This is a genomic window from Alkalilimnicola ehrlichii, assembly GCF_003399765.1.
GTDB lineage: Bacteria > Pseudomonadota > Gammaproteobacteria > Nitrococcales > AK92 > AK92.
The window spans coordinates 1-20,532 of sequence record NZ_NFZV01000003.1 but is presented as its reverse complement, the minus strand read 5'-3'; the positions used below and the strand labels follow the sequence as shown (position 1 = coordinate 20,532).

The 20,532-nt window shown below is 58.5% G+C and carries 16 protein-coding genes and 1 pseudogene; 13 read left to right on the top strand and 4 right to left on the bottom strand.

Annotation, left to right across the window (positions count from 1 at the left end; all coding sequences use genetic code 11):
- Positions 1–41 precede the first annotated feature (41 nt).
- The 4 genes and pseudogenes from atpD (at position 42) to glmS (ending at position 5,219) form a co-directional block, all read left to right on the top strand.
- The gene (atpD, locus tag CAI21_RS03710; protein ID WP_116301064.1) at positions 42–1,418 is read left to right on the top strand and encodes a F0F1 ATP synthase subunit beta; all 1,377 of its coding nucleotides are present in this window, start codon (positions 42–44) and stop codon (positions 1,416–1,418) included.
- 20 nt (positions 1,419–1,438) lie between these two features.
- Positions 1,439–1,852 (top strand): annotated as a pseudogene (locus CAI21_RS03705) (F0F1 ATP synthase subunit epsilon); the annotation flags it as partial.
- Between the two features lie 122 nt (positions 1,853–1,974).
- Positions 1,975–3,339, top strand: coding sequence for a bifunctional UDP-N-acetylglucosamine diphosphorylase/glucosamine-1-phosphate N-acetyltransferase GlmU (gene glmU, locus CAI21_RS03700; RefSeq protein WP_116301062.1), 1,365 nt, complete (start codon positions 1,975–1,977; stop codon positions 3,337–3,339).
- Between the two features lie 47 nt (positions 3,340–3,386).
- A complete protein-coding gene (gene glmS, locus CAI21_RS03695) occupies positions 3,387–5,219 on the top strand; it encodes a glutamine--fructose-6-phosphate transaminase (isomerizing) (protein ID WP_116301061.1) in 1,833 nt (610 codons plus the stop codon).
- Positions 5,220–5,300: 81 nt separating this feature from the next.
- Here glmS and CAI21_RS03690 read toward each other — a convergent pair whose 3' ends face one another.
- Positions 5,301–6,290, bottom strand: a complete 990-nt coding sequence (locus tag CAI21_RS03690) for a GGDEF domain-containing response regulator (protein WP_116301060.1) — start codon at positions 6,288–6,290, stop codon at positions 5,301–5,303.
- Positions 6,291–6,747: 457 nt separating this feature from the next.
- Here CAI21_RS03690 and CAI21_RS03685 point away from each other — a divergent pair, with 457 nt between their 5' ends.
- Positions 6,748–7,683: a LysR substrate-binding domain-containing protein gene (locus CAI21_RS03685; protein ID WP_116301059.1), complete on the top strand. Its 936-nt coding sequence runs from the start codon at positions 6,748–6,750 to the stop codon at positions 7,681–7,683.
- A gap of 59 nt (positions 7,684–7,742) precedes the next feature.
- Complete coding sequence (gene uvrD / locus CAI21_RS03680; protein ID WP_116301058.1) at positions 7,743–9,905, top strand: DNA helicase II; 2,163 nt, start codon at positions 7,743–7,745, stop codon at positions 9,903–9,905.
- 14 nt (positions 9,906–9,919) lie between these two features.
- Here the strand turns inward: uvrD and CAI21_RS03675 are convergent, their stop codons facing one another.
- The 3 genes from CAI21_RS03675 to CAI21_RS03665 form a co-directional block, all read right to left on the bottom strand.
- On the bottom strand, positions 9,920–10,522 hold the full coding sequence (locus CAI21_RS03675) for a type 1 glutamine amidotransferase domain-containing protein (protein WP_116301057.1): 603 nt from the start codon (positions 10,520–10,522) through the stop codon (positions 9,920–9,922).
- A 151-nt stretch (positions 10,523–10,673) separates the two neighbouring features.
- A complete protein-coding gene (locus tag CAI21_RS03670; RefSeq protein WP_147305492.1) occupies positions 10,674–11,324 on the bottom strand; it encodes a hypothetical protein in 651 nt (216 codons plus the stop codon).
- A 55-nt stretch (positions 11,325–11,379) separates the two neighbouring features.
- Positions 11,380–12,099 carry an LOG family protein gene (locus CAI21_RS03665; protein WP_116301055.1) on the bottom strand — a complete coding sequence of 240 codons (720 nt, stop codon included), beginning with the start codon at positions 12,097–12,099 and terminating at the stop codon, positions 11,380–11,382.
- A 338-nt stretch (positions 12,100–12,437) separates the two neighbouring features.
- Here CAI21_RS03665 and CAI21_RS03660 point away from each other — a divergent pair, with 338 nt between their 5' ends.
- From CAI21_RS03660 to CAI21_RS03630, 7 genes are all read left to right on the top strand, one after another.
- Complete coding sequence (locus CAI21_RS03660; protein WP_116301054.1) at positions 12,438–13,202, top strand: TIGR04219 family outer membrane beta-barrel protein; 765 nt, start codon at positions 12,438–12,440, stop codon at positions 13,200–13,202.
- Between the two features lie 162 nt (positions 13,203–13,364).
- On the top strand, positions 13,365–16,082 hold the full coding sequence (gene polA, locus CAI21_RS03655; RefSeq protein WP_116301053.1) for a DNA polymerase I: 2,718 nt from the start codon (positions 13,365–13,367) through the stop codon (positions 16,080–16,082).
- Positions 16,083–16,458: 376 nt separating this feature from the next.
- Positions 16,459–18,123: a PAS domain-containing protein gene (locus CAI21_RS03650; RefSeq protein ID WP_181919251.1), complete on the top strand. Its 1,665-nt coding sequence runs from the start codon at positions 16,459–16,461 to the stop codon at positions 18,121–18,123.
- A 26-nt stretch (positions 18,124–18,149) separates the two neighbouring features.
- Positions 18,150–18,494, top strand: coding sequence for a sensor histidine kinase (locus tag CAI21_RS03645; protein WP_181919250.1), 345 nt, complete (start codon positions 18,150–18,152; stop codon positions 18,492–18,494).
- Between the two features lie 389 nt (positions 18,495–18,883).
- Positions 18,884–19,459: a nucleotidyltransferase domain-containing protein gene (locus CAI21_RS24595; protein ID WP_147305026.1), complete on the top strand. Its 576-nt coding sequence runs from the start codon at positions 18,884–18,886 to the stop codon at positions 19,457–19,459.
- Entirely contained in the window at positions 19,390–19,743 is a 354-nt protein-coding gene (locus CAI21_RS03635; RefSeq protein ID WP_147305025.1) for a HEPN domain-containing protein, read from the top strand. Before CAI21_RS24595 ends, CAI21_RS03635 begins: the two co-directional genes overlap by 70 nt.
- An 82-nt stretch (positions 19,744–19,825) precedes the next feature.
- On the top strand, positions 19,826–20,532 hold a 707-nt coding region (locus CAI21_RS03630), incomplete at its 3' end, for a hypothetical protein (protein ID WP_220347748.1).

The following is a 20,532-nucleotide window of genomic DNA, read 5'->3' as shown; positions in this document are numbered from 1 at the left end:
GGGCGGCCCGGTTATCAAAATTCGCGAAGAGGATCAGGGGTATGAGTTCAGGAAACATTGTCCAGATCATCGGTGCCGTTGTGGACGTCGAGTTCCCGCGGAACGCCGTGCCGAAGGTTTACGACGCGCTGGTTGTCAACGACGCCGGGCTCACCCTGGAGGTGCAGCAACAGATTGGCGACGGCACCGTGCGCACCATCGCCATGGGTACCACCGATGGTTTGAAGCGTGGCCTGAGCGTGACCAGCACCGGCGAGCCGATTTCGGTTCCGGTCGGTACCGGGACTTTGGGTCGCATCATGGACGTGCTCGGTAACCCGATCGACGAAGCCGGCGAGCTGGCCATCGATACCAAAATGCCGATTCACCGCGAGCCGCCGAGCTTCGCGGAACAATCCGCCAGCACCGAGCTGTTGGAAACCGGCATTAAAGTGATTGACTTGATCTGTCCGTTCGCGAAAGGCGGTAAAGTCGGCCTGTTCGGCGGCGCCGGTGTGGGTAAAACGGTTAACATGATGGAGCTGATCCGTAACATCGCGATCGAGCACTCCGGTTACTCCGTGTTTGCCGGTGTCGGCGAGCGTACCCGTGAAGGTAACGACTTCTACCACGAAATGAAGGACTCCAACGTACTCGATAAAGTAGCGTTGGTTTACGGCCAGATGAACGAGCCGCCGGGCAACCGTCTGCGCGTTGCGCTGACCGGCTTGACCATGGCCGAGTACTTCCGTGACGAAGGCCGCGACGTGCTGCTGTTCGTCGATAATATCTACCGTTACACGCTGGCCGGAACCGAAGTTTCCGCGCTGCTCGGCCGTATGCCCTCCGCGGTGGGTTATCAGCCGACATTAGCCGCCGAAATGGGCGCCTTGCAGGAGCGTATTACCTCCACGAAGACGGGTTCCATTACCTCTATTCAGGCGGTATACGTCCCGGCGGACGACTTGACCGACCCGTCGCCGGCTACCACCTTCGCTCACTTGGACGCGACGGTAGTCCTTTCCCGCGACATCGCCGCACTGGGTATTTACCCGGCCGTAGACCCGCTTGATTCTACTAGCCGTCAGCTTGACCCGCTGGTTATCGGCGAAGAGCACTACAATGTAGCGCGTGCGGTGCAGGGTACCTTGCAGCGCTATAAAGAGCTGAAAGACATCATCGCCATTCTCGGTATGGACGAGCTGTCCGAGGAAGATAAGCAGGTCGTCGCGCGGGCGCGTAAGATCCAGCGGTTCCTCTCCCAGCCCTTCTTCGTAGCGGAAGTTTTCACTGGCGCGCCCGGCAAGTATGTGCCGCTGAAGGAAACGATCCGCGCGTTCAAAGGCATCGTCGACGGCGAGTATGACGAACTGCCGGAGCAGGCCTTCTACATGGTCGGCACCATCGACGAAGCGGTCGAGAAGGCGAAGAACCTCTAAGACGAATGGGGTAGGCACTTATGGCCAAGACAATGCACGTGGACATCGTCAGTGCCGAGGAAGAGATTTTCTCGGGCGAGGCGGAGTTCCTGGTGGCGCGCGCGGTCAACGGCGAGGTAGGCATCATGCCTCGCCACACCCCGATGCTGTTGCAGCTGCAGCCTGGCGAGGTCCGCGTCAGCCTGGCCGAAGGCGAAGATCAATACTTCTTCGTCTCCGGTGGGATGTTGGAAGTACAGCCGCATGCGGTGACGATACTTTCCGATACTGCGCAGCGGGCTAGCGACATCGACGAGGCGGCGGCACTAGAAGCCAAGCAACGGGCGGAAGACGCGATTAAGAATCGCACTTCGGAAATGGAGTACGGTAAAGCGGCAGCCGAGCTGGCTGCGGCCGCAGCACAGCTGCGCGCACTCCAGAATCTGAAGAAAAAACCCGCCGCTGATTGGCCCGTTCGGAGTCTTGATTTCGACTCCGAAAAGCGCCAACTTCATCAAGGCCGCCGTCGCCCGAGGTGACGGCGGCTTCCTTATTTCTAGCGAATCGGCAGAGACGTATGAAGCTAGCTGTTACCATACTAGCGGCCGGCCAGGGTTCGCGTATGCGTTCGCGGCTGCCGAAGGTTTTGCACCCGTTGGGTGGGCGGCCGTTACTCGGCCATGTATTGCATACCGCGCGCGCGCTGAATCCCGACGGGGTTTACGTGGTGTACGGCCATGGCGGGGATACCGTGCGGGCACAGATCGACCAGACCGACATTGTCTGGGTCGAGCAAGACAAACAACTCGGAACGGGCGATGCGGTTGCGCGGGTTCTCCCCCAGATCGACGACGACACGGCGCTGCTCGTCCTCTACGGGGATGTGCCGCTGGTACGGGCTGAGACCCTTAGGCCGCTGGTTGAAGCGGCGGTATGCGGCCGCGTAGGCTTGCTCACCGCCACCCCGGCCGACCCCAAAGGCTATGGACGCATCGTTCGCAACCACGCCGGCGAGGTTCAGGCGATCGTCGAAGAGAAGGATGCGAGCGAGGCGCAAAAGACTATCGGCGAGGTCAACACCGGGCTGCTGGCGGCGCCAGCGAAGTTGTTACGGCGCTGGCTGGGTGCGTTGAGTAACGATAACGCGCAAGGCGAGTACTACCTTACCGACATTGTTGCCGCCGCGGTGGAAGACGGTGTCGAGGTCGCTGCTTATGCCGCGGAAGACTTTAACGAGGTGCTTGGCGTTAACGACCGGGCACAGCTCGCACACCTAGAGCGGGTTTTTCAACTGCACCAGGCGCACGCGTTGATGCGGGAGGGCATGACGTTGGCCGATCCGTGCCGCTTCGATCTAAGGGGTACGCTTCGCATCGGCCAAGACTGTGCCGTGGATATCAACGTAGTGTTCGAAGGTGAGGTAAGCTTGGGCGATGAAGTTATTATCGGCCCTAACTGCTACCTAAAGAACGTAAGCGTTGCCGATGGCGTGACCATTGAGGCCAACAGCGTTCTCGAAAACGCGATTATCGGCCCGCGGGCGACCATCGGGCCGTTTGCCAGAATCAGACCGGGTACCGAACTCAAGGCCGGCGCTAAGGTTGGAAACTTTGTAGAAATTAAGCAAGCACTGCTTGAAGAAGGTGCGAAAGTTAACCACCTTAGCTACATAGGCGACGCGGAAATTGGTCCGGGTACAAATGTCGGCGCGGGCACGATTACCTGCAATTACGACGGTGCGCGAAAACACCGTACGACGGTAGGTGCTAACGCCTTTATCGGCTCCGGTACCCAACTGGTCGCACCGGTCACGGTTGGCGACGGGGCAACGATCGGCGCCGGTTCGACGATTACGAAGAATGCGCCGGCAGAACAGTTAACCATTACCCGCGTTAAGCAACTTACGGTTCGGGGTTGGTCCCGACCGCAGAAAGACAAGTGACGGGCAGGGCGGCGCGTTAGCGCTCCGGTGAAGGAGGTAAAGCAAGTATGTGCGGAATCGTGGGAGCGGCGGCTGAACGGGATGTCACGCCAATTCTTATCGAGGGGCTGCGGCGTCTCGAATATCGAGGTTACGATTCTGCGGGGCTCGCTGTCCTGAACGGGCAAAACAATCTCGAACGGGTTCGCGCCGCTGGTAAAGTTAGCAAGCTTAGCGAAGCGCTTGAGTCGACGCCGGTGAACGGAAGGGTCGGTATCGCCCATACCCGCTGGGCAACCCATGGCGCTCCCACCGACCGGAATGCGCATCCGCATATCTGTCGCGACGAAGTCGCCATCGTCCATAACGGTATCATCGAGAACTTCGAGGCCTTGCGGGAAACCCAGTTAGCCCAAGGCTACGAGTTTCAATCGGAGACCGATACCGAGGTAGTGGTTCATCAGATTCACCGCAATATGCAAGGCAGCGGCGATCTTTTGGCGGCAGTACGTGCGACGGTGGCCGAACTTGAAGGCGCTTATGCGTTAGGTATCGTTTCGTGCAACGATCCGGGGCGTATCATCGCGGCGCGGCGGGGTAGCCCGCTCGTTATTGGAGTGGGAATTGGCGAACATTTCATCGCCTCCGACGTATTTGCTTTATTACCCGTCACTCAGCAGTTTATCTTTCTTGAGGACGGCGATATCGCCGATATCCGCCGTGACAGCCTGCGGATTTACGACCTCGACGGCAATCTCGTCGAGCGGCCGATACAGCGCTCCGAGTTAGCGGCCGATTCCGCCGACCGTGGCCGTTACCGCCATTACATGTTGAAAGAGATCCACGAACAGCCGCGGGCTATCACCGATACCTTGGAAGGTCGGCTCCTCGACGATCATGTGCTAGAAGCCGCATTCGGTCCCAAGGCGCACGACATCTTCTCTCAACTCGCTCGGATCCAGATCGTTGCCTGCGGCACTAGTTACCACGCCGGTATGGTAGCCAAACATTGGATGGAAACGTTGGCCGGGTTGCCATGCGACGTTGAGGTCGCGAGCGAATTTCGCTACCGCTCGCACGTGGTAACGCCAGGCACCCTGTTCGTAACCATTTCCCAATCCGGCGAAACAGCCGACACGTTAGCAGCGTTACGCGAAGCCAAGAATCTGGGTTATGCCGCTACCCTGGCGATCTGCAATGCGCCGGAAAGCTCCTTGGTCAGGGAGTCGGATCTTACCCTGATGACTCGGGCCGGACCGGAAATCGGCGTCGCCTCGACGAAGGCCTTTACCACGCAGTTGGTTGCCTTGCTCTTACTCACCGTTGCGACGGGCCGTTACCACCGCTTGGATAAAGCGGGCGAGACGGCAGTGGTCGAAGCCTTGCGCCGTCTACCTCGGAGCTTGGAGGCAGCATTGGCGTTGGAAGCGGATATCGAACGCTTGGCCGAGCAGTTCGTCGATAAAAACCACACCTTATTCTTAGGTCGCGGCCCGCAGTACCCGGTGGCTAAAGAGGGCGCATTAAAGCTCAAAGAAATCTCCTATATCCACGCGGAAGCATATCCGGCCGGGGAGCTAAAGCATGGCCCTCTGGCGCTCGTGGATACGGAAATGCCCGTGGTTGCCGTAGCGCCCAAAGACGACTTGGTGGAAAAGCTGAAATCCAACCTGCAAGAGGTGAGGGCCCGCGGCGGCGTGCTTTATGTGTTTGCCGATGCCGGCGTGAACCTAAAATCAGGGGATGGATACGAGGTGTTGCGGGTTCCCGAAGTGGCGGAAGTCATCGCTCCTATCGTCTATACCGTGCCTCTTCAGCTATTGTCGTATCACGTAGCGGTCCTTAAAGGTACCGACGTCGACCAGCCGCGTAACCTCGCGAAATCGGTGACCGTCGAATAGTATACGGACGCAAATGCACGATGTGCGGCACATCCCTGTGTCGCTCAAGCGGGCTGTCGAAAATGATATTTCAGCAGTCCGCTAGTCGGAAAAAGCTTTCCATTTAACCTGATAGATACGGCCGGCTTGTTCGGCCGCGTCCAGGTGTAACCCCAAATAATCGATAATCTCTGCCGGAGCGGGCAGCCGATCCCCTTCCGTTTCCACCGCCATAATCGCAACCGCCGCCGTTATGTTCAAAAAGCCGGCGTACGTTTTATAGGCGCGTAAATTAAGCGCTTGATGAATTCGGCGGAACGAATTGGGATGGCAGCGACGATCGTCTTCGTGGCGAATCAAAATCCCGAAGCATTGTTCATCGAGCCGGGCCACAACGTCTAATGGCCGCATGGCCTGCTGTAGGCGATTGACACTTGCTTCCATCACCTGCTCGGCGATCCGGGTGCCGTACTTAGCCCGTAGCGCCGGAATGTCGTTTAGGCGAATCACGCCGCAGCAGGCGGCGCCGCCGCGCCCCGCAATATGGCGGACGAGGTTATCGAGCTGGCGCTCCAGGTAGGCCCGGTTGCCAAGGCCGGTAACCGCATCGAAACTATGCCGTTCCTCCAGCTCGCGATTCATCGCCAACAGTTTTCTGTTCGCCTTAATGAGATCGCCTTGCAGCTCCGATACCCGGCCTGCCGCATGAATGCGAGCCAACAGCTCCTTATTATCCGGCGACTTATTGATGAAGTCGTCCACGCCTTGGTTAAACGCTTCCGTTAACGACTCCAGACCTTCCTTAGCAGTCAGCAGGATCACATAAGTATAATGATGGCTATCCTCGTCGAGCTGTCTGACCCGCTTGGTTAGACTCAGCCCGTCCATCTCCGGCATCAGCCAGTCCGCGATAAGGATATTGGCCGGCCGCTCTCGTATGAGCTCCAACGCCTGAGCCGCGTTGTTGGCTATCCGGATATCGATAAAGCCGGCGCCCAAGAGCACCCGCTTTATCATTTCGCAGGTAAAACGCGCATCATCGACAATGACGATGGAAAGGCGATCGATATCAATCGAAGGGTGTATTCTCATTGTTGTAGTGTCCCTTACTTCCGATAACGCCAGAATGCGTAGGCAACACACGCTTGGCTCGCGGCAATCGCCGCTAGAACCGTTGCCTGGCGCTTCACGGTAAGCCCACCGCTAGCAAATGTGGGTGAAACTCATTATTTCGGCGCTTTCTACTTCGTAACGGTGTACACGTAAGTGTATGTCGCCTTATTTATTTTTGCTTGAGTAGGCTTATTCTTAGCTGCTGTCGAGTATCCCCTTTTCTACTATACGACAAAATAGCAAACCGTCTCACGCAATATTTATCGGAACGCTCAATAATTGCCGTACCTTGTCTTCGCGTCCGGCAACAAAGCCGGGCATAATTTGACTCTGCTTGAAGCTTAGGGAAACATTCGGTGTTTGTTGGGTTCCTTTCTATGTAGCGGTGGATTCCCCGCTCAGCATAAGAACCCCGCCCAGCGGTACAGAGGTATCGATGAACCTGCGAGATCTACGTTATTTAGTGGCTGTTGCCGAGCACCGTCATTTTGGTCGGGCCGCAGAATCCTGTTATGTCAGTCAGCCGACCCTCAGCACGCAGATAAAGAAGCTGGAGGGGTTTCTCGGTGTGCAATTGATCGAGCGTAGCCACAAGCAGGTTATGTTGACACCCGCCGGGCGAGCGGTTGTGGAGCGGGCGCGTAAGATACTGACCGAAGTCGATGATATGGTCGAGCTATGTCGGGCAGCGCATACGCCTCTCGGGGGCGAGTTACGGCTCGGGCTTATTCCGACCTTTGCGCCCTATTTACTGCCGCATCTCGTGCCGGCCCTGCGTACGGAGCTCAAAGAGTTGCGCCCTTTGCTCTACGAAGATCAAACGGCGCGGCTATTAGAGCGCCTACGTCATGGCGAGCTGGATGCCGGCATGATGGCCATGCCGGTAGAAGGGCTGGATTTGAACTGCGAACCGTTATTCGATGAACCCTTCGTTCTAGCGCTGCCTTCTGGACATCCGCTGGCCGATAAATCGGAGATAGATCTTAACGAACTTAAAGACCTGAAGGTTCTGCTGCTCGACGAAGGCCACTGCCTACGCGATCAGGCCTTAGATATCTGCAAAATGGTCGGCGCCAGTCGGGAAGAGGAATTTCGCGCGACCTCCATGGAAACGCTACGGCAAATGGTTGCCTCCGGTGCCGGCGTGACATTATTACCGGCATTGGCAGCGATGACGAACGCAAGCTTGCCCAACCGCGCGGCATTTGTCCTACGCCCTTTTGCTGAGCCCACGCCGAAACGGCGAATGGCGATCTACTGGCGCAAAGGCTCGGCGCGGGAAGAAGCGATTCGCGCCGTTGCCGAGGTATGCCGCAACCTCCCGGTATTGGATAAATTGGCCTCTCCGGCAGAACTCTTAGAAGAGGTGTGATCGGCGGCCGAGCACTCGTTTCCCGTTTTCCACCAAGGAGTCTGGTAGAATCTCGCGCCATGGACGTATCGGATCTCATCGACCCTCTAAACGAGGCGCAGCGGGTAGCTGTCACGGCGCCGTTAGGGCGCGCTTTGGTCTTGGCCGGCGCCGGCAGCGGCAAAACCCGCGTGCTTACCCACCGTGTTGCTTGGTTAATCCGGGTGGAAGGCGCATCGCCTTATTCCATCATGGCCGTGACCTTCACCAACAAAGCCGCTACCGAGATGCGCGGGCGAATCGAATCGCTGATCGGGGCGACCACCGGCGGCATGTGGGTAGGCACCTTCCACGGTCTCGCGCACCGCTTGCTCCGCCAACACTGGCAAGAAGCCGACTTGCCGCAGAGTTTCCAGATCCTCGACTCCGACGACCAACTGCGCCTGATTAAGCGCGTCATGCGCGCGCTGGAAGTCGACGACGGCCGCTGGCCGCCGCGGCAGGTACAAGGCTTTATCAACGCTCGTAAAGACGAAGGCGAGCGCCCGGACCATATCGATGTCGGGTACGAAGTTTACACACGCGAGATGGTGCGTATTTATCGCGCTTACGAAGAAGCCTGCCAACGTGCCGGCCAAGTGGACTTCGCCGAGCTTTTGCTGCGCGCTCACGAAACGCTGCGCGACAATCCGAGCCTGCTGGCGCACTATCAAGGGCGATTTAGGCATATTCTGGTCGACGAGTTCCAAGATACCAATACCATCCAGTACGCATGGCTCCGCTTACTCGCCGGTAACGATGCCGACGTGTTCGCCGTTGGCGACGACGATCAATCGATCTACGGCTGGCGCGGTGCGCGTGTGGAGAATATTCGCCGGTTCAGCGACGACTTCAAGCAACCGCAGGTATTTCGCCTGGAGCAAAACTACCGCTCTACCGGCGTGATTCTAAAGGCGGCGAACGCGTTGATCGCCCATAACAGCGGCCGGATGGGCAAAACGCTATGGACGGCCGGCGACGACGGCGCGCCGGTTGCGCTGTATGCGGCATTTAACGAGCAGGACGAAGCCCGCTTCGTTATCGACCGAATTCAACAAGAGCTGGAACGCGGCGCGGCACGCTCCGATTTCGCCATCCTCTACCGCTCCAACGCCCAATCGCGCAACTTCGAGGAAAGCCTACTCAGTCGCGGTATTCCCTATCGCGTCTATGGCGGCTTGCGCTTTTTCGAACGGGCGGAGATCAAAGACGCTTTGGCGTATTTGCGCCTGGTTAACGCCCGCTATGACGACCCGGCCTTCGAGCGAGTCGTTAACACGCCGCCGCGTGGCATCGGCGAGCGGACGATTGCCGAGGTGCGCAGCTGGGCACGGGATTACAACCTGACGCTGTGGCAAGCGGCCGAACGGATCGTCGCGGAGAAGGCGTTACCGGCACGGGCCTCGAATGCCTTGAAGGCCTTTCTGGAGCTAATCCAGGGCGTCGCCGGCGAAATCACCGAGCTGCCTTTGCACCTCAAGCTGGAAGAGCTCATCGGCCGTAGCGGGTTGCGAGAACACTACCGCAAAGATCGCAGCGAAAAAGGCGAGGCCCGGGTAGAAAACCTTGATGAGCTGATCTCCGCCGCCCGCACCTTCGAGCAAGAATACCAGCCGGAAGAAGGCATCGATATGCTAACGGGGTTCCTCTCTCACGCCGCTTTGGAGGCAGGCGAAGGGCAGGCCGACGAATGGCAGGACTCGGTTCAGCTCATGACGTTACATTCGGCGAAAGGGCTGGAGTTTCCGGTCGTGTTCCTGGTCGGGGTCGAAGAAGGGTTATTTCCGCACCGGATGTCGGCGGAAGACCCGGGTCGCTTAGAGGAAGAGCGGCGGCTGTGCTACGTGGGTATCACCCGTGCTCGGGAGCGGCTATGTTTGACCTACGCCGAGCGGCGGCGGCTGCATGGTATGGACAACTACACTACCCCGTCCCGCTTCATTCACGAATTGCCGCCCGAATTGTTGGAAGAAGTGCGCAGCCGATTTAGCGTGACGCGGCCGGCCATGGTACAGACGACGCCAACAAGCGCTGGCGGCGGCGCTGCTTTCAACCTCGGCCAACCGGTTTTTCACGAGAAATTCGGCGAGGGCGTCGTGCTGAAATACGAAGGTAGCGGTGCGAGTGCGCGGGTTCAGGTGAATTTTGCGGAGGCCGGCGCCAAGTGGCTAGTCGCCGCGTACGCCAACCTCCGCGCCTTGTAGTTGTTAGTCGTCGATTAGGGGTTCGGTCGCTGTTCCGATTTATCGCTGGCGGCCGGTACTCGCCGCAAGCGATGTAAGCCTTCGGAAATCTCCTCGACCAACTTATGGCAGAATGCCTTGATATCGCCTGGTTTGCGGCTGGTTACTAAGCCTTCGTCGACGACCACCTCTTCGTCTTGCCAATCGGCGCCGGCGTTTATGAGATCCGTTTTAATGGAGTGATACGAGGTCATCCTCCGCCCTTGAATCACGTCGGCCTCAGCCAGTAGCCAAGGGCCATGGCAAATGGCGCCAACCGGTTTCTTCGCGTCGAAAAAGTCCTTCACAAACTGTACCGCCTGCGGCTGTACGCGCAGTAGATCGGGATTAATCTGGCCGCCGGGTATTAGCAGAGCGTCGAACGCTTCGGAATCGGCCTCGTCCAAGAGCATATCCACTTCGAACTCATCGCCCCAGTCGGTCATCTGCCAGCCTTTAACAGGGCCTTCCTTGGGCGAAACCAGAATCGTCTCCGCCCCGGCGTCGTCCAAGGCTTGTCGCGGTTCGGTCATTTCCACTTGCTCGAAACCGTCGGTTACCAAGATGGCTACCCGTTTACCAGTAAGATCTTTTGCCATCGACCGTGCCTCCTTCCAGAAACGCTTAGTAGGTCCTCTTGGCTTCGGCGCTAAGTTGCGCGGGCAAAGGGACCAGAGAGTTGTATAGCCGTTTCTCCATGTGGGGGAAGGGGTGTGGCCAAGCAAGCGAAGAAGATCAGGCCCGCGAGCCTTAGGTGATCATGGCCGGCAGTCGAATGAGCAACACGGCCGCACCGGTCAGCATCGCGCTACCCATACCGAGCAAGAAAAAGCGGATATCGAGATGAGAGAATTTTGGCGCGATGCCGGCAAAGAAAAGCACCGAGGCCAGCATTACCGTTGCCAACAAGTACATATCCGAGCGATGGTTCGCTTCGGCGGCAGCGTCGTGGACGCGTGCCGACTCGCTTTCCAGCGCGTCGGCACGATGAACGAAATCCGAGTCGTACTGCGGCATTTCGAATGGCGTGGTGGGTGCGGCGGCGTCCTCGAAAGGGTCGGTGGCTAGCCATGCATCCACCGCTTCCCGCATCGCAGGCCGGAAGCGGTGGTAGTAGAACTGGGCAAGGGCGTCGTCGCCGCGAACGCGGGCGTCGATGAACTCCGCTAAATGCCCCGCTTCCAATAAGGCTTCTTGATTGGCTTCCAGGCGTTGCATGATCGACTCCCGGCTCAGGCGATTGGCATCCGACAGCTTAAAGGCCTGAATGCCGCCCCAGACCGCAGACTGATAAGAACACCAAGCGGTACCTACCGTTGCGATCGACAGCAGTATGGCCGAGATCAGCTCCGTGCGCTTGACGAGCCAAGCCAGGTTCAGCCGATGAACGAACATAATCACCCCACATCCATGTGGCGCAAGACAAGCTCAGGGGCCCCCCTGAGCTTGTCGATAATTACAGATCGAGCAATATCTCGCGCTCCTCGCGAGAAGGCTCAAACCCACGATGTTCGTAGTGGTCGAAGATAGCGTCTACTACTTCTTTGGGTTCGTTGACGACTTTAAACAGATCGAGATCGCTGGTGTTAATCGTGCCTTCCGCGACCAAGGTATGCTTGAACCATTCGAGCAGGCCATGCCAGAACTTCTCGTGGACGAGAATGATCGGAATGCGCCGGGTTTTGCCCGTTTGTACCAAAGTCAAAATTTCCGCTAATTCATCCAAAGTACCGAAACCGCCGGGCAGCACTACATAGGCGGATGCGTACTTCACGAACATCACCTTCCGCGAGAAGAAATGACGGAAGTTCAACGCGATGTCCTGGTAAGGGTTGCCCATCTGCTCGTGCGGGAGCTGGATATTCAGCCCGATCGAAGGCGACTTGCCGGCGTGAGCGCCCTTATTCGCCGCCTCCATAATACCCGGCCCGCCACCGCTAACCACGGAGAAGCCCGCATTAGACAGCGCCAGCGCAATATCCTCCGCCAACTTATAATAAGGGTGGTCCGGCGGAGTGCGTGCCGAGCCGAACATACTGACCGACGGTTTGATCTGCGCGAGTCGCTCAAAACCCTCCACGAACTCAGCCATGATCTGAAAAATCTTCCATGATTCCCGGCTCATCAAGGAGTCGTTGGCCAAAGTGCGGCCAAGAAATTTATCGCCGTATTCCATAACGCTCCTAATCTACTAGATGTTCAAGCTGTGACCGGTGCCGTAGCAATCTACTGAGAGTGCTGAACAATGCTTCTAAGCAGGTTATTGAGAACGCCCCGGAAGGGACTTCCTCAATATACACATAGACCTGCCAGAAAAACCGACCTTACAATTCTTGTACCATAAAGGTACGGTGTGTGCTTGCTGTTCTATTATTAAATAAGAACAAGTCCACAGGACGGTACGCTCAGTATTTCCCGAATCTGCCGATAAGCGTAGGGATACTGATCGAGCTGTGTTGACAAGAAGCCCTGGGTGGCGGGTTTAACTTGATCAACTTGTCACTATTTAAGTAATTGATAAATGAAACCAGGGGGTTCCATGAAACTTCTAAAATCCGTCATCGCCGCGCCGGGCTCGCGCTGCTTCCCTTTAGCGCGCAGGCGTTACTCTTCGATGCCGAAGTCGGCGCCGCGTTCTGGAGCCATAGCCCCAGCGGCCACATGGGGACTGGCGACGGTAATTTCGATGCCGACGACGAGCTGGGCTTTGGCCGCGAGAACGGTTTCTTCGGCTGGGCCAAGTTCGAACCGATGTTGCTACCCAACATCCGGGTTGCCTACACGCCGCTGGATTTCGATGGCAGCGGCCGTGTCGACCGTACGCTTAGATTCGGCGATATAGAGGTGGATGCGGGTCAGGACGTTGACAGCAAGCTCAGCCTCGATCAGCTTGATGCTACGATTTACATTCAACCGTTGAGCAACGTCGTTAGCCTGGGCGTCGGTTTGAACGTCCGCTTGATGGATGGCGAGGCCCAAGTCACCGCCAACGGCCAAACCGACCGTATTTCTTTCAGCGGCCCGATACCGATGCTATACGGTAACGCGGGTGTGGCGCTACCGTTTACGGGCTTGTCCGCCAATGCCGAGGCGAGCGCGATCGCCTACTCCGGCAACCGCTTGATCGACGCCCAGATCGGCCTACGCTACCATGTTGCGCCGTTCGTTCGGGTCGAAGCCGGTTATCGCCGCTACGAGTTGAAGCTGGACGATTTCGACGACATCGACGTCGACCTGAGTATCGACGGACCTTATCTCGGACTGGTCGCGCGCTTCTAAATCGCGCGCATTGCCTGCCTGTTATAATGCCGCCGCTCTATGGCGGCATTTTTGTTATTCTCCTTGATCTGTCTTCTTCTATCCCAACAGGCTGTCGGTAACGGCAGTCCTAGCAGACTGTTGCGCAAAGACTGCTAGCGGGCACACGTACGGAACGCACTCATGGCCAACGCAGAGCTTAACGACAAACCTTTGTTGCTGGTGGACGGTTCGTCCTACCTCTATCGCGCCTTCCACGCCCTGCCGCCGCTGACGACGTCGCGCGGCGAACCTACCGGCGCGATGTACGGCGTGCTTAACATGCTGCGCAAACTGTTGGATGAGTATCAGCCCAGCCACATCGGCGTCGTATTCGACGCGCCGGGGAAAACCTTTCGCGACGAGCTATTCGAAGCCTACAAAGCCAATCGCCCGAGCATGCCGGACGATTTGCGCTGCCAGACTCAGCCCCTGAAGGACATCGTCCGGGCGATGGGCCTGCCGCTGATAGAACAGCCCGGGGTGGAAGCCGACGACGTTATCGGCACGTTGGCGCAGGTGGCCCGCGAGGCCGGTGTCCGCACCGTCATCTCCACCGGCGATAAAGACATGGCGCAGTTGGTGGATGACTCCGTGACCTTGCTCAACACCATGAGCAACACCGTACTCGACATCGAAGGTGTGCAGAACAAGTTCGGCGTCGGGCCGGAGTGCATCATCGATTACCTTGCCCTGGTCGGCGACACCTCCGATAACATTCCCGGCGTACCGAAGGTGGGCCCCAAAACGGCCGCCAAATGGCTCAACGAATATGGCTCGTTGGACGAAGTCATTCGCAACGCCGACTCCATCAAGGGCAAAATCGGCGAGAATCTGCGCAATAACCTCGAACAATTGGAGCTGTCGCGTAAACTCGCCACCATCAAATGCGATGTCGAACTGGGATTCGGCATTGGCGACTTGCAACGCAAAGACCCCGACCGGGCGCAACTGGCCGAGGCTTACCAGCAGTGGGAATTCACCGGTTGGCTAAAGCAGTTGAAGGAAAGCGAGTCCGCCGCCCCAGGCGAGGATGCGCCGTCAACCGCGGCCGAGGTTAACTACCAGTGCGTTCTTACGTGGGAAGAGTTCGAAGCCTGGCTGCTGCGGCTTAAGGAAACCGAACTATTCAGCTTCGATCTGGAAACCGACAGTCTCAACTACATGGAAGCGGCCATCGTCGGTATCTCCTTTGCCGTTGAAACGGGCGAGGCGGCGTACGTGCCGGTAGCGCACGACTATCCGGAAGCCCCCGATCAGTTAGATCGCGACAAGGTGCTACAGGCACTGAAACCGCTGTTGGAAGATCCCAAACGGCCTAAACTCGGCCAGAACTTGAAGTACGACATGAGCGTGTTGGCCCGTTACGGCATCGCCCTACAAGGGGTGGCGCACGACACCATGCTCGAATCCTACGTGCTCGATAGCACCGCGACCCGCCATGACATGGACTCCCTGGCACTGAAGTACCTCGGCCGGCGCACCACCACATTCGAAGAAGTGGCGGGCAAGGGCGTCAAACAGGTCACCTTCGATCAAGTCGCGCTGGAAGCGGCGACCGATTACGCGGCCGAAGACGCCGAGGTTACCCTGGCTCTGCATCGACATCTGTATCCGCGCTTGGCCGAACAGGACGGCCCGCAGCGGATATACCGCGAGATCGAAGTGCCCCTGATTTCCGTGCTCTCGCGCATGGAGCGAGCCGGCGTGCTGGTGGATAGCGATATGCTGGCTAAGCAAAGCGCCGAACTGGCCGAGCGCATCGACGAGATCGAAGCCGCCGCGCATGAGGAGGCAGGCGGCGCCTTTAACCTAAGCTCCCCGAAACAAATCCAGGAAATCCTGTTCGAAAAGCAAGGCTTGCCGGTTATTCAGAAAACGCCCAAAGGCGCGCCGTCCACCGCCGAGTCCGTGCTTGCCGAGCTGGCTCACGAATACCGCCTGCCGCGCCTGATTCTCGACCACCGCGGTCTGAGCAAACTGCGCTCGACCTATACCGACAAACTGCCGCGGTTGATTAACCCGGCAACCGGGCGCGTGCATACCTCCTACCATCAGGCGGTGGCCGCGACGGGGCGACTGTCCTCCTCCGATCCAAATTTGCAGAACATTCCGGTACGTACCCCCGAGGGGCGGCGAATCCGCAAAGCGTTCATCGCCGAACCCGGCAACAAGCTCATCGCCGCCGACTACTCGCAAGTCGAATTGCGCATTATGGCGCATCTGTCGCAGGACGAGGGCCTGCGCCGGGCGTTTGCCGAAGGCCAGGACATTCACCGCGCTACCGCGGCGGAAGTTTTCGGAGTAGCACTCGACAAGGTCAGCGACGAACAGCGCCGGGCGGCCAAAGCCATCAACTTCGGCTTGATCTACGGCATGTCCGCTTTCGGCTTGGGCAAACAGCTCAACATCGGCCGCAACGAAGCCCAAGCCTATGTCGACCGTTACTTCCATCGCTACCCGGGTGTGGCCGACTACATGGAGCGGACGCGCAAGCAGGCGCACGAACAAGGCTATGTAGAAACCGTATTCGGTCGTCGCTTATATCTGCCGGAGATTAACGCGCGTAACGCCCAGCGCCGCCAGTACGCCGAGCGCACCGCCATTAACGCGCCGATGCAAGGTACCGCTGCCGACATCATCAAGCGCGCCATGCTCCGGCTGGATGGCTGGCTGCAAAAAGAGCACGGCGATGTGCGGATGGTGATGCAGGTGCATGACGAATTAATCTTCGAAGTGCCGGAGCAAGCGGCTGAAGCGCTTAGCCCTCGCATTCAGCGTTTTATGACCGAAGCGGCCGAACTCAGCGTACCGCTGGAGGTCGAACTCGGTATCGGCGACGACTGGGAATCCGCCCATTAAGCAAGGGCAGCGGAAGGCGAGAAGAAATACGAACGATTTCGAACATCGCGTGAACTTTTCTCAGCAGCGCCTGTCATAAACAGTAAGCGCCAGTGCCCGGCGCGGCTCGTCAACTCTCCCCCTTTTGACGGGCCAGACCGGCTTCCCCCAAAAGCCGGACTTAACCCGGGTCCCATCCCCCAGGGGCCCGGGTTTTTTTGCCTGTATGTCGCTCTACGCCATGTCGGATTGGCGGGTAATCGCCCAATACCGGGTTGGGATGCGCGCGGAATTTTTGACAACCGTCCCCATTTTAGGGGCCAGGGCATTGTCGGAGAGAAAGCGCTTATTTAACGCACGGTGTAGCTTGCCGTCGTCGTTCCCCCGAGGTTCGGTCATGCCGACAGTTGGCGATTACATAGAACGAAACCGCGAGCGGCTCGTGGCGCAGTATGCGGAGGAAGTAGGCCAGCTGCCTTCGGCCCGCGGTCTGTCGTACAACGAGGTGATCGACACGCTGCCCGAGTTCCTCGATACGCTGGTGAAAATCTCTCATACAGGCAAGCGGGAAGGCCTCAGCGAGATCGCTCTACGGCTGGAGGAGACGCACCTGAATCTGCGGTTGCGACTTGGTTTCAAGCTCGAAGAGGTTACCAAGGAATTCGTACTGCTGAGTCGGATCATCGCCGAGCTGTGGCAACAGCGGCCGCTCAAGGAGCGACCCGCACCGGAGGATGTGCAGCTATTGACCGACCAGTTGCAGGTGTTCATCGACAAGGCGGTCGAGGTCTTCAGCGGCTACTCCCGTGAAGAGTATCAGGCAGAGAAACACTACCTGCACCGGCTCAATAAGCTTTCGACGCGCTTGACGGAAGATCCGCCGAGTCTCGCTACACTTGGCGCTCGACTCGAACCGCTGGTCGAGGTCGTGCAGGAGGCGGTGCAGGCGGCTGGGGCAGCGTTGTTTCTTGCCGACGACAAAGGGCAATGGCTCTCGGCGCCAACGACGTGCGGCTTGGCTGCGGAGCCGGACCAGCCGGTTTCGCTCGCATCGTCGACCTTCGTGGCCGAGATCGCCGCCGAGGAAAGCCCCGTCTATCTTCCCGACGCGCGGTACGCCGACAACCGAGTGAGCGCACAGGCCCGCCAGAGCGGGTTAAATTCGCTGCTGGGTCTGCGGCTCTACCCGCACGGCAAGCTGCTGGGGGTGCTCTACGTCGGTACGCCTCATGTTCAGCTCTTCGAGCCGCGTACCAAACGCCAGCTGCATATGCTGGTCGATTATCTCGCGGGGGTCATCGAGCGCGCCCGCCTATTAGCGGAAGTGCAGCAGGGTCGTAACCGCCTTCAGCTGCTATTGGATTCGGCCGGCGAAGGAATCTACGGGATCGACGGCGAGGGCCGTTGTACGTTTGCCAATCCGGCCTGTGTCAAACTGCTGGGCTATGACAGCAGCGCTGATCTGATCGGCCAATTCATGCACGACTTGATCCACCACACGAAGGAGAACGGCGAACCGTATCCGGCCGAAGAGTGCCCGCTGCTCCAGACCGCGCGCCAGGGTAAGCCGTTCCGTTCCGAAGCCGAATTGCTCTGGCGGGCGGATGGCACGTCCTTCTATGCCGATCAACGCGCAAGTCCCATGTACGAGGAGGGGCGATTGATTGCCGCCGTCGTCACCTTCGTCGACGTTAGCGCTCGCCGCCGGGCCGAAGCCGAGCGACAAGCGCTGCTTGAACAGACCCGGCAGGCGGTTAGCGCTCGCGAGGAAACCGTGCGCATCGTCTCCCACGACCTGCGCAGCCCGCTAAGTGCCATCCAGCTCTCGGCCGGTCTGCTGATAAGAGACTCCGCCTCGTATGAGCAAGGGCATCGGGTGCGCAGACAGGCTAAGCTAATCCAGCAATCTACCCACAGAATGCAACGGCTGATCGACGACCTGACCGATTTTGGCAACATCGAAGCGGGAACGCTCGCGATTAGCCTAGCGCCGCACGACCCTAGCGCGCTCGTACACGAGGCGACGGAGGAATTGCGCGAGGCCGCCGAAAAAAAGGTTTAACGCTCCAGTACTCGATACCCGAAGCCTTGCCGGCGGTCTTGTGCGACCGCGACCGGCTGCTACAGATCCTTGGCAACCTGCTTTCCAATGCCGTGAAGATTACCGGCGAAGGTGGGCGGGTGAGCGTTACGGCGCAGAGGCAGACGACGGCGGTGCGGTTTTCGGTATCGGATACAGGCCCCGGTATAGCCCCTGACGAGATCCCGCGTCTGTTCGACCGCTACTGGCGTGGCCGCAGAGCGTCCTATCAGGGCACAGGGCTTGGGTTAGCCATCGCTAAGGGCTTAGTTGAGGCCCACAACGGGCATATCTGGGTGGAGAGCCGGTTGGGCGAGGGAAGCACCTTTTGCTTCAGTATTCCGGCTGCTTAGGCCGGCATGGCCTGCTCGGGCAGAAAAGCGATCGCGATATGGGGCCCGCAGTGGTCCGGTATTCCGCAAAAAGATTCTCGCCGCCTTGAACTTTCCCGGCCAGCGAGTGTCTTAACCAGTAAGCGCCAGTGCCCGGCGCGGCTCGTCAACTCTCCCCCTTTTGACGGGCCAGACCGGCTTCCCCCAAAAGCCGGCACTAACCCGGGTCCTCCCCCAGGGGCCCGGGGTTTTTTTCTGCACGCTTTAATAACAGACAGCTAGCCCTGTCGATCGAACGCCTGCTCTTGCTAATTCGTGACACTTCATCCGCTTTGCCCACTCTTATTTCCTTAGGATCTTCAATCTGTAAGAATCGAGGTTTGTACTTATCGAGAGACCCGCTGGAGATCATGAAAACGGATATTTCCCACCTGCCGGATAATAAGCAGCGCGAGCTGCGTTTGATCGTGGAAACCATCACCGCCTTAGTGGACGTGGAGCTGATCGTGTTGTTCGGCAGCTACGCCCGCGGTAATTGGGTGGAGGACAGCTACGTCGAAGGGCACATCACCTACGAGTACCGCAGCGACTACGATTTGCTGGTGGTCACCGATCTGGTGCGGACGAAGAAATCCAAACCGCTGTGGAGCAAGGTCGAGCAACGGGTGCATGAGCATCCGGCCTTAAAGACCTGGCCGAACCTGATCGTGGAAGACTGCGGCCGCTACAGAAGCATCTGCGGGAAGGGCATTACTTCTACACCGATCTCTACAAAGAAGGCATCGTGCTCTACGACAGCGGTCGGGTGGAACTGGAGCCGCCCCGGGAGCTGGATGCGAAAGAGCGTAAGGAGCAGGCTCAGGAAGACTTTGATTTTTGGTTTCAGAAGGGAAAGCAAGCACTGCTTGGCTTCTCGATGTATTTACAAGAAGGCATGTTGGATGACGCTGCTTTCTTGCTACATCAAGCAACCGAACGTTTTTTGAATGCCGTTTTGCTTGTTCATACGGGCTATAAAGCCAAAGAGCACAACATCGAAAAGCTTTATAAGCAGGTGGTCAGATGTGACCCACGCTTTTTGCCTGCATTTCCACAAGCATCCGAAGTCGATAAGCACCGCTTCAAACTACTCAAAAAAGCCTATATCGATTCCCGCTATGAGCGAGATTACGACATAACTCGCGATGACCTGGAATGCTTGGCCGAACGCATCGAGCACGTCAAAGCGCTAACCGAGCAATCTTGCCGCGAGCGGATCGCGAGTTTCTAAAGCCGCTTAAGCTGTACGTTCGCTTTCGCTTCAGTATGATATAACGTAACGATAAAAAATAATCTGTCGCAAGGAGTGCGGCGTGACCTTCTGGAAAAAACAACCGCAAGCCGCTAAGGCCGAACCACCCGCCCCCCAACGCCCCGAACCGCTGGCGCTCATCGCCACCGGCGTCTGCACCCTCGCCGGCACCGGCGACTACGCCGCTCAAGGCGCGGTGCAACTCCAGATCAACGGCGGGCGAGCGCATCCGGAATTACGCACCCCCGTTGCCGGCCAAGGTTTACAGCCGGTGATGACCGCGCCGGTCGAGGACGCCGCCTTCGCGAGCGCAACAGCGCCTGCCGAGCGGCAGTTACTGCTGGCAAGGATCGCACTCGGCAAATTACTGGAGACACGGCCGCCCGAGCCAACCGATGTGCGCACGCGGGTTCAGGTGCTATTACCCCCCGAGGCCAGTAGTCGCGGCCGCCAACTGACGCAAGAAGCCGTCTGGGAAACCTTGGTCGAGGCGTTTCCGGCCACGGCCGCGTATGCCTGGGGCTTTACCCGAACGGCAACCGGCGGCGTGCAAGCGCTGATCGACTGCCTAGCGCCGGAGGCCGAGGAGGAGAACTGGCAGCAATTGATCTTGCTCGGCGCGGACTCGTTGCTGGATGCCCGAACCGTGCTCGCGCTGGCCCAGGCTAATCGAATCATGACCGCGGGCGCCGGCCAGGGCATTGTGCCGGGCGAGGCGGCCGGGGCCGTGGCACTGACCCGCACGCCCGGCGCGCAGCCGGTACGGGC

Bases quoted from the DNA above. Each gene is read 5' to 3' on its own strand.
- CAI21_RS03675 (WP_116301057.1), bottom strand. From the start codon at position 10,522: ATGGCAAAAGATCTTACTGGTAAACGGGTAGCCATCTTGGTAACCGAC.
- atpD (WP_116301064.1), top strand. From the start codon at position 42: ATGAGTTCAGGAAACATTGTCCAGATCATCGGTGCCGTTGTGGACGTC.
- CAI21_RS24595 (WP_147305026.1), top strand. From the start codon at position 18,884: ATGAAAACGGATATTTCCCACCTGCCGGATAATAAGCAGCGCGAGCTG.
- glmU (WP_116301062.1), top strand. From the start codon at position 1,975: ATGAAGCTAGCTGTTACCATACTAGCGGCCGGCCAGGGTTCGCGTATG.
- CAI21_RS03665 (WP_116301055.1), bottom strand. From the start codon at position 12,099: ATGGAATACGGCGATAAATTTCTTGGCCGCACTTTGGCCAACGACTCC.
- CAI21_RS03635 (WP_147305025.1), top strand. From the start codon at position 19,390: ATGTATTTACAAGAAGGCATGTTGGATGACGCTGCTTTCTTGCTACAT.
- CAI21_RS03685 (WP_116301059.1), top strand. From the start codon at position 6,748: ATGAACCTGCGAGATCTACGTTATTTAGTGGCTGTTGCCGAGCACCGT.
- CAI21_RS03650 (WP_181919251.1), top strand. From the start codon at position 16,459: ATGCCGACAGTTGGCGATTACATAGAACGAAACCGCGAGCGGCTCGTG.
- polA (WP_116301053.1), top strand. From the start codon at position 13,365: ATGGCCAACGCAGAGCTTAACGACAAACCTTTGTTGCTGGTGGACGGT.
- CAI21_RS03690 (WP_116301060.1), bottom strand. From the start codon at position 6,290: ATGAGAATACACCCTTCGATTGATATCGATCGCCTTTCCATCGTCATT.
- glmS (WP_116301061.1), top strand. From the start codon at position 3,387: ATGTGCGGAATCGTGGGAGCGGCGGCTGAACGGGATGTCACGCCAATT.
- uvrD (WP_116301058.1), top strand. From the start codon at position 7,743: ATGGACGTATCGGATCTCATCGACCCTCTAAACGAGGCGCAGCGGGTA.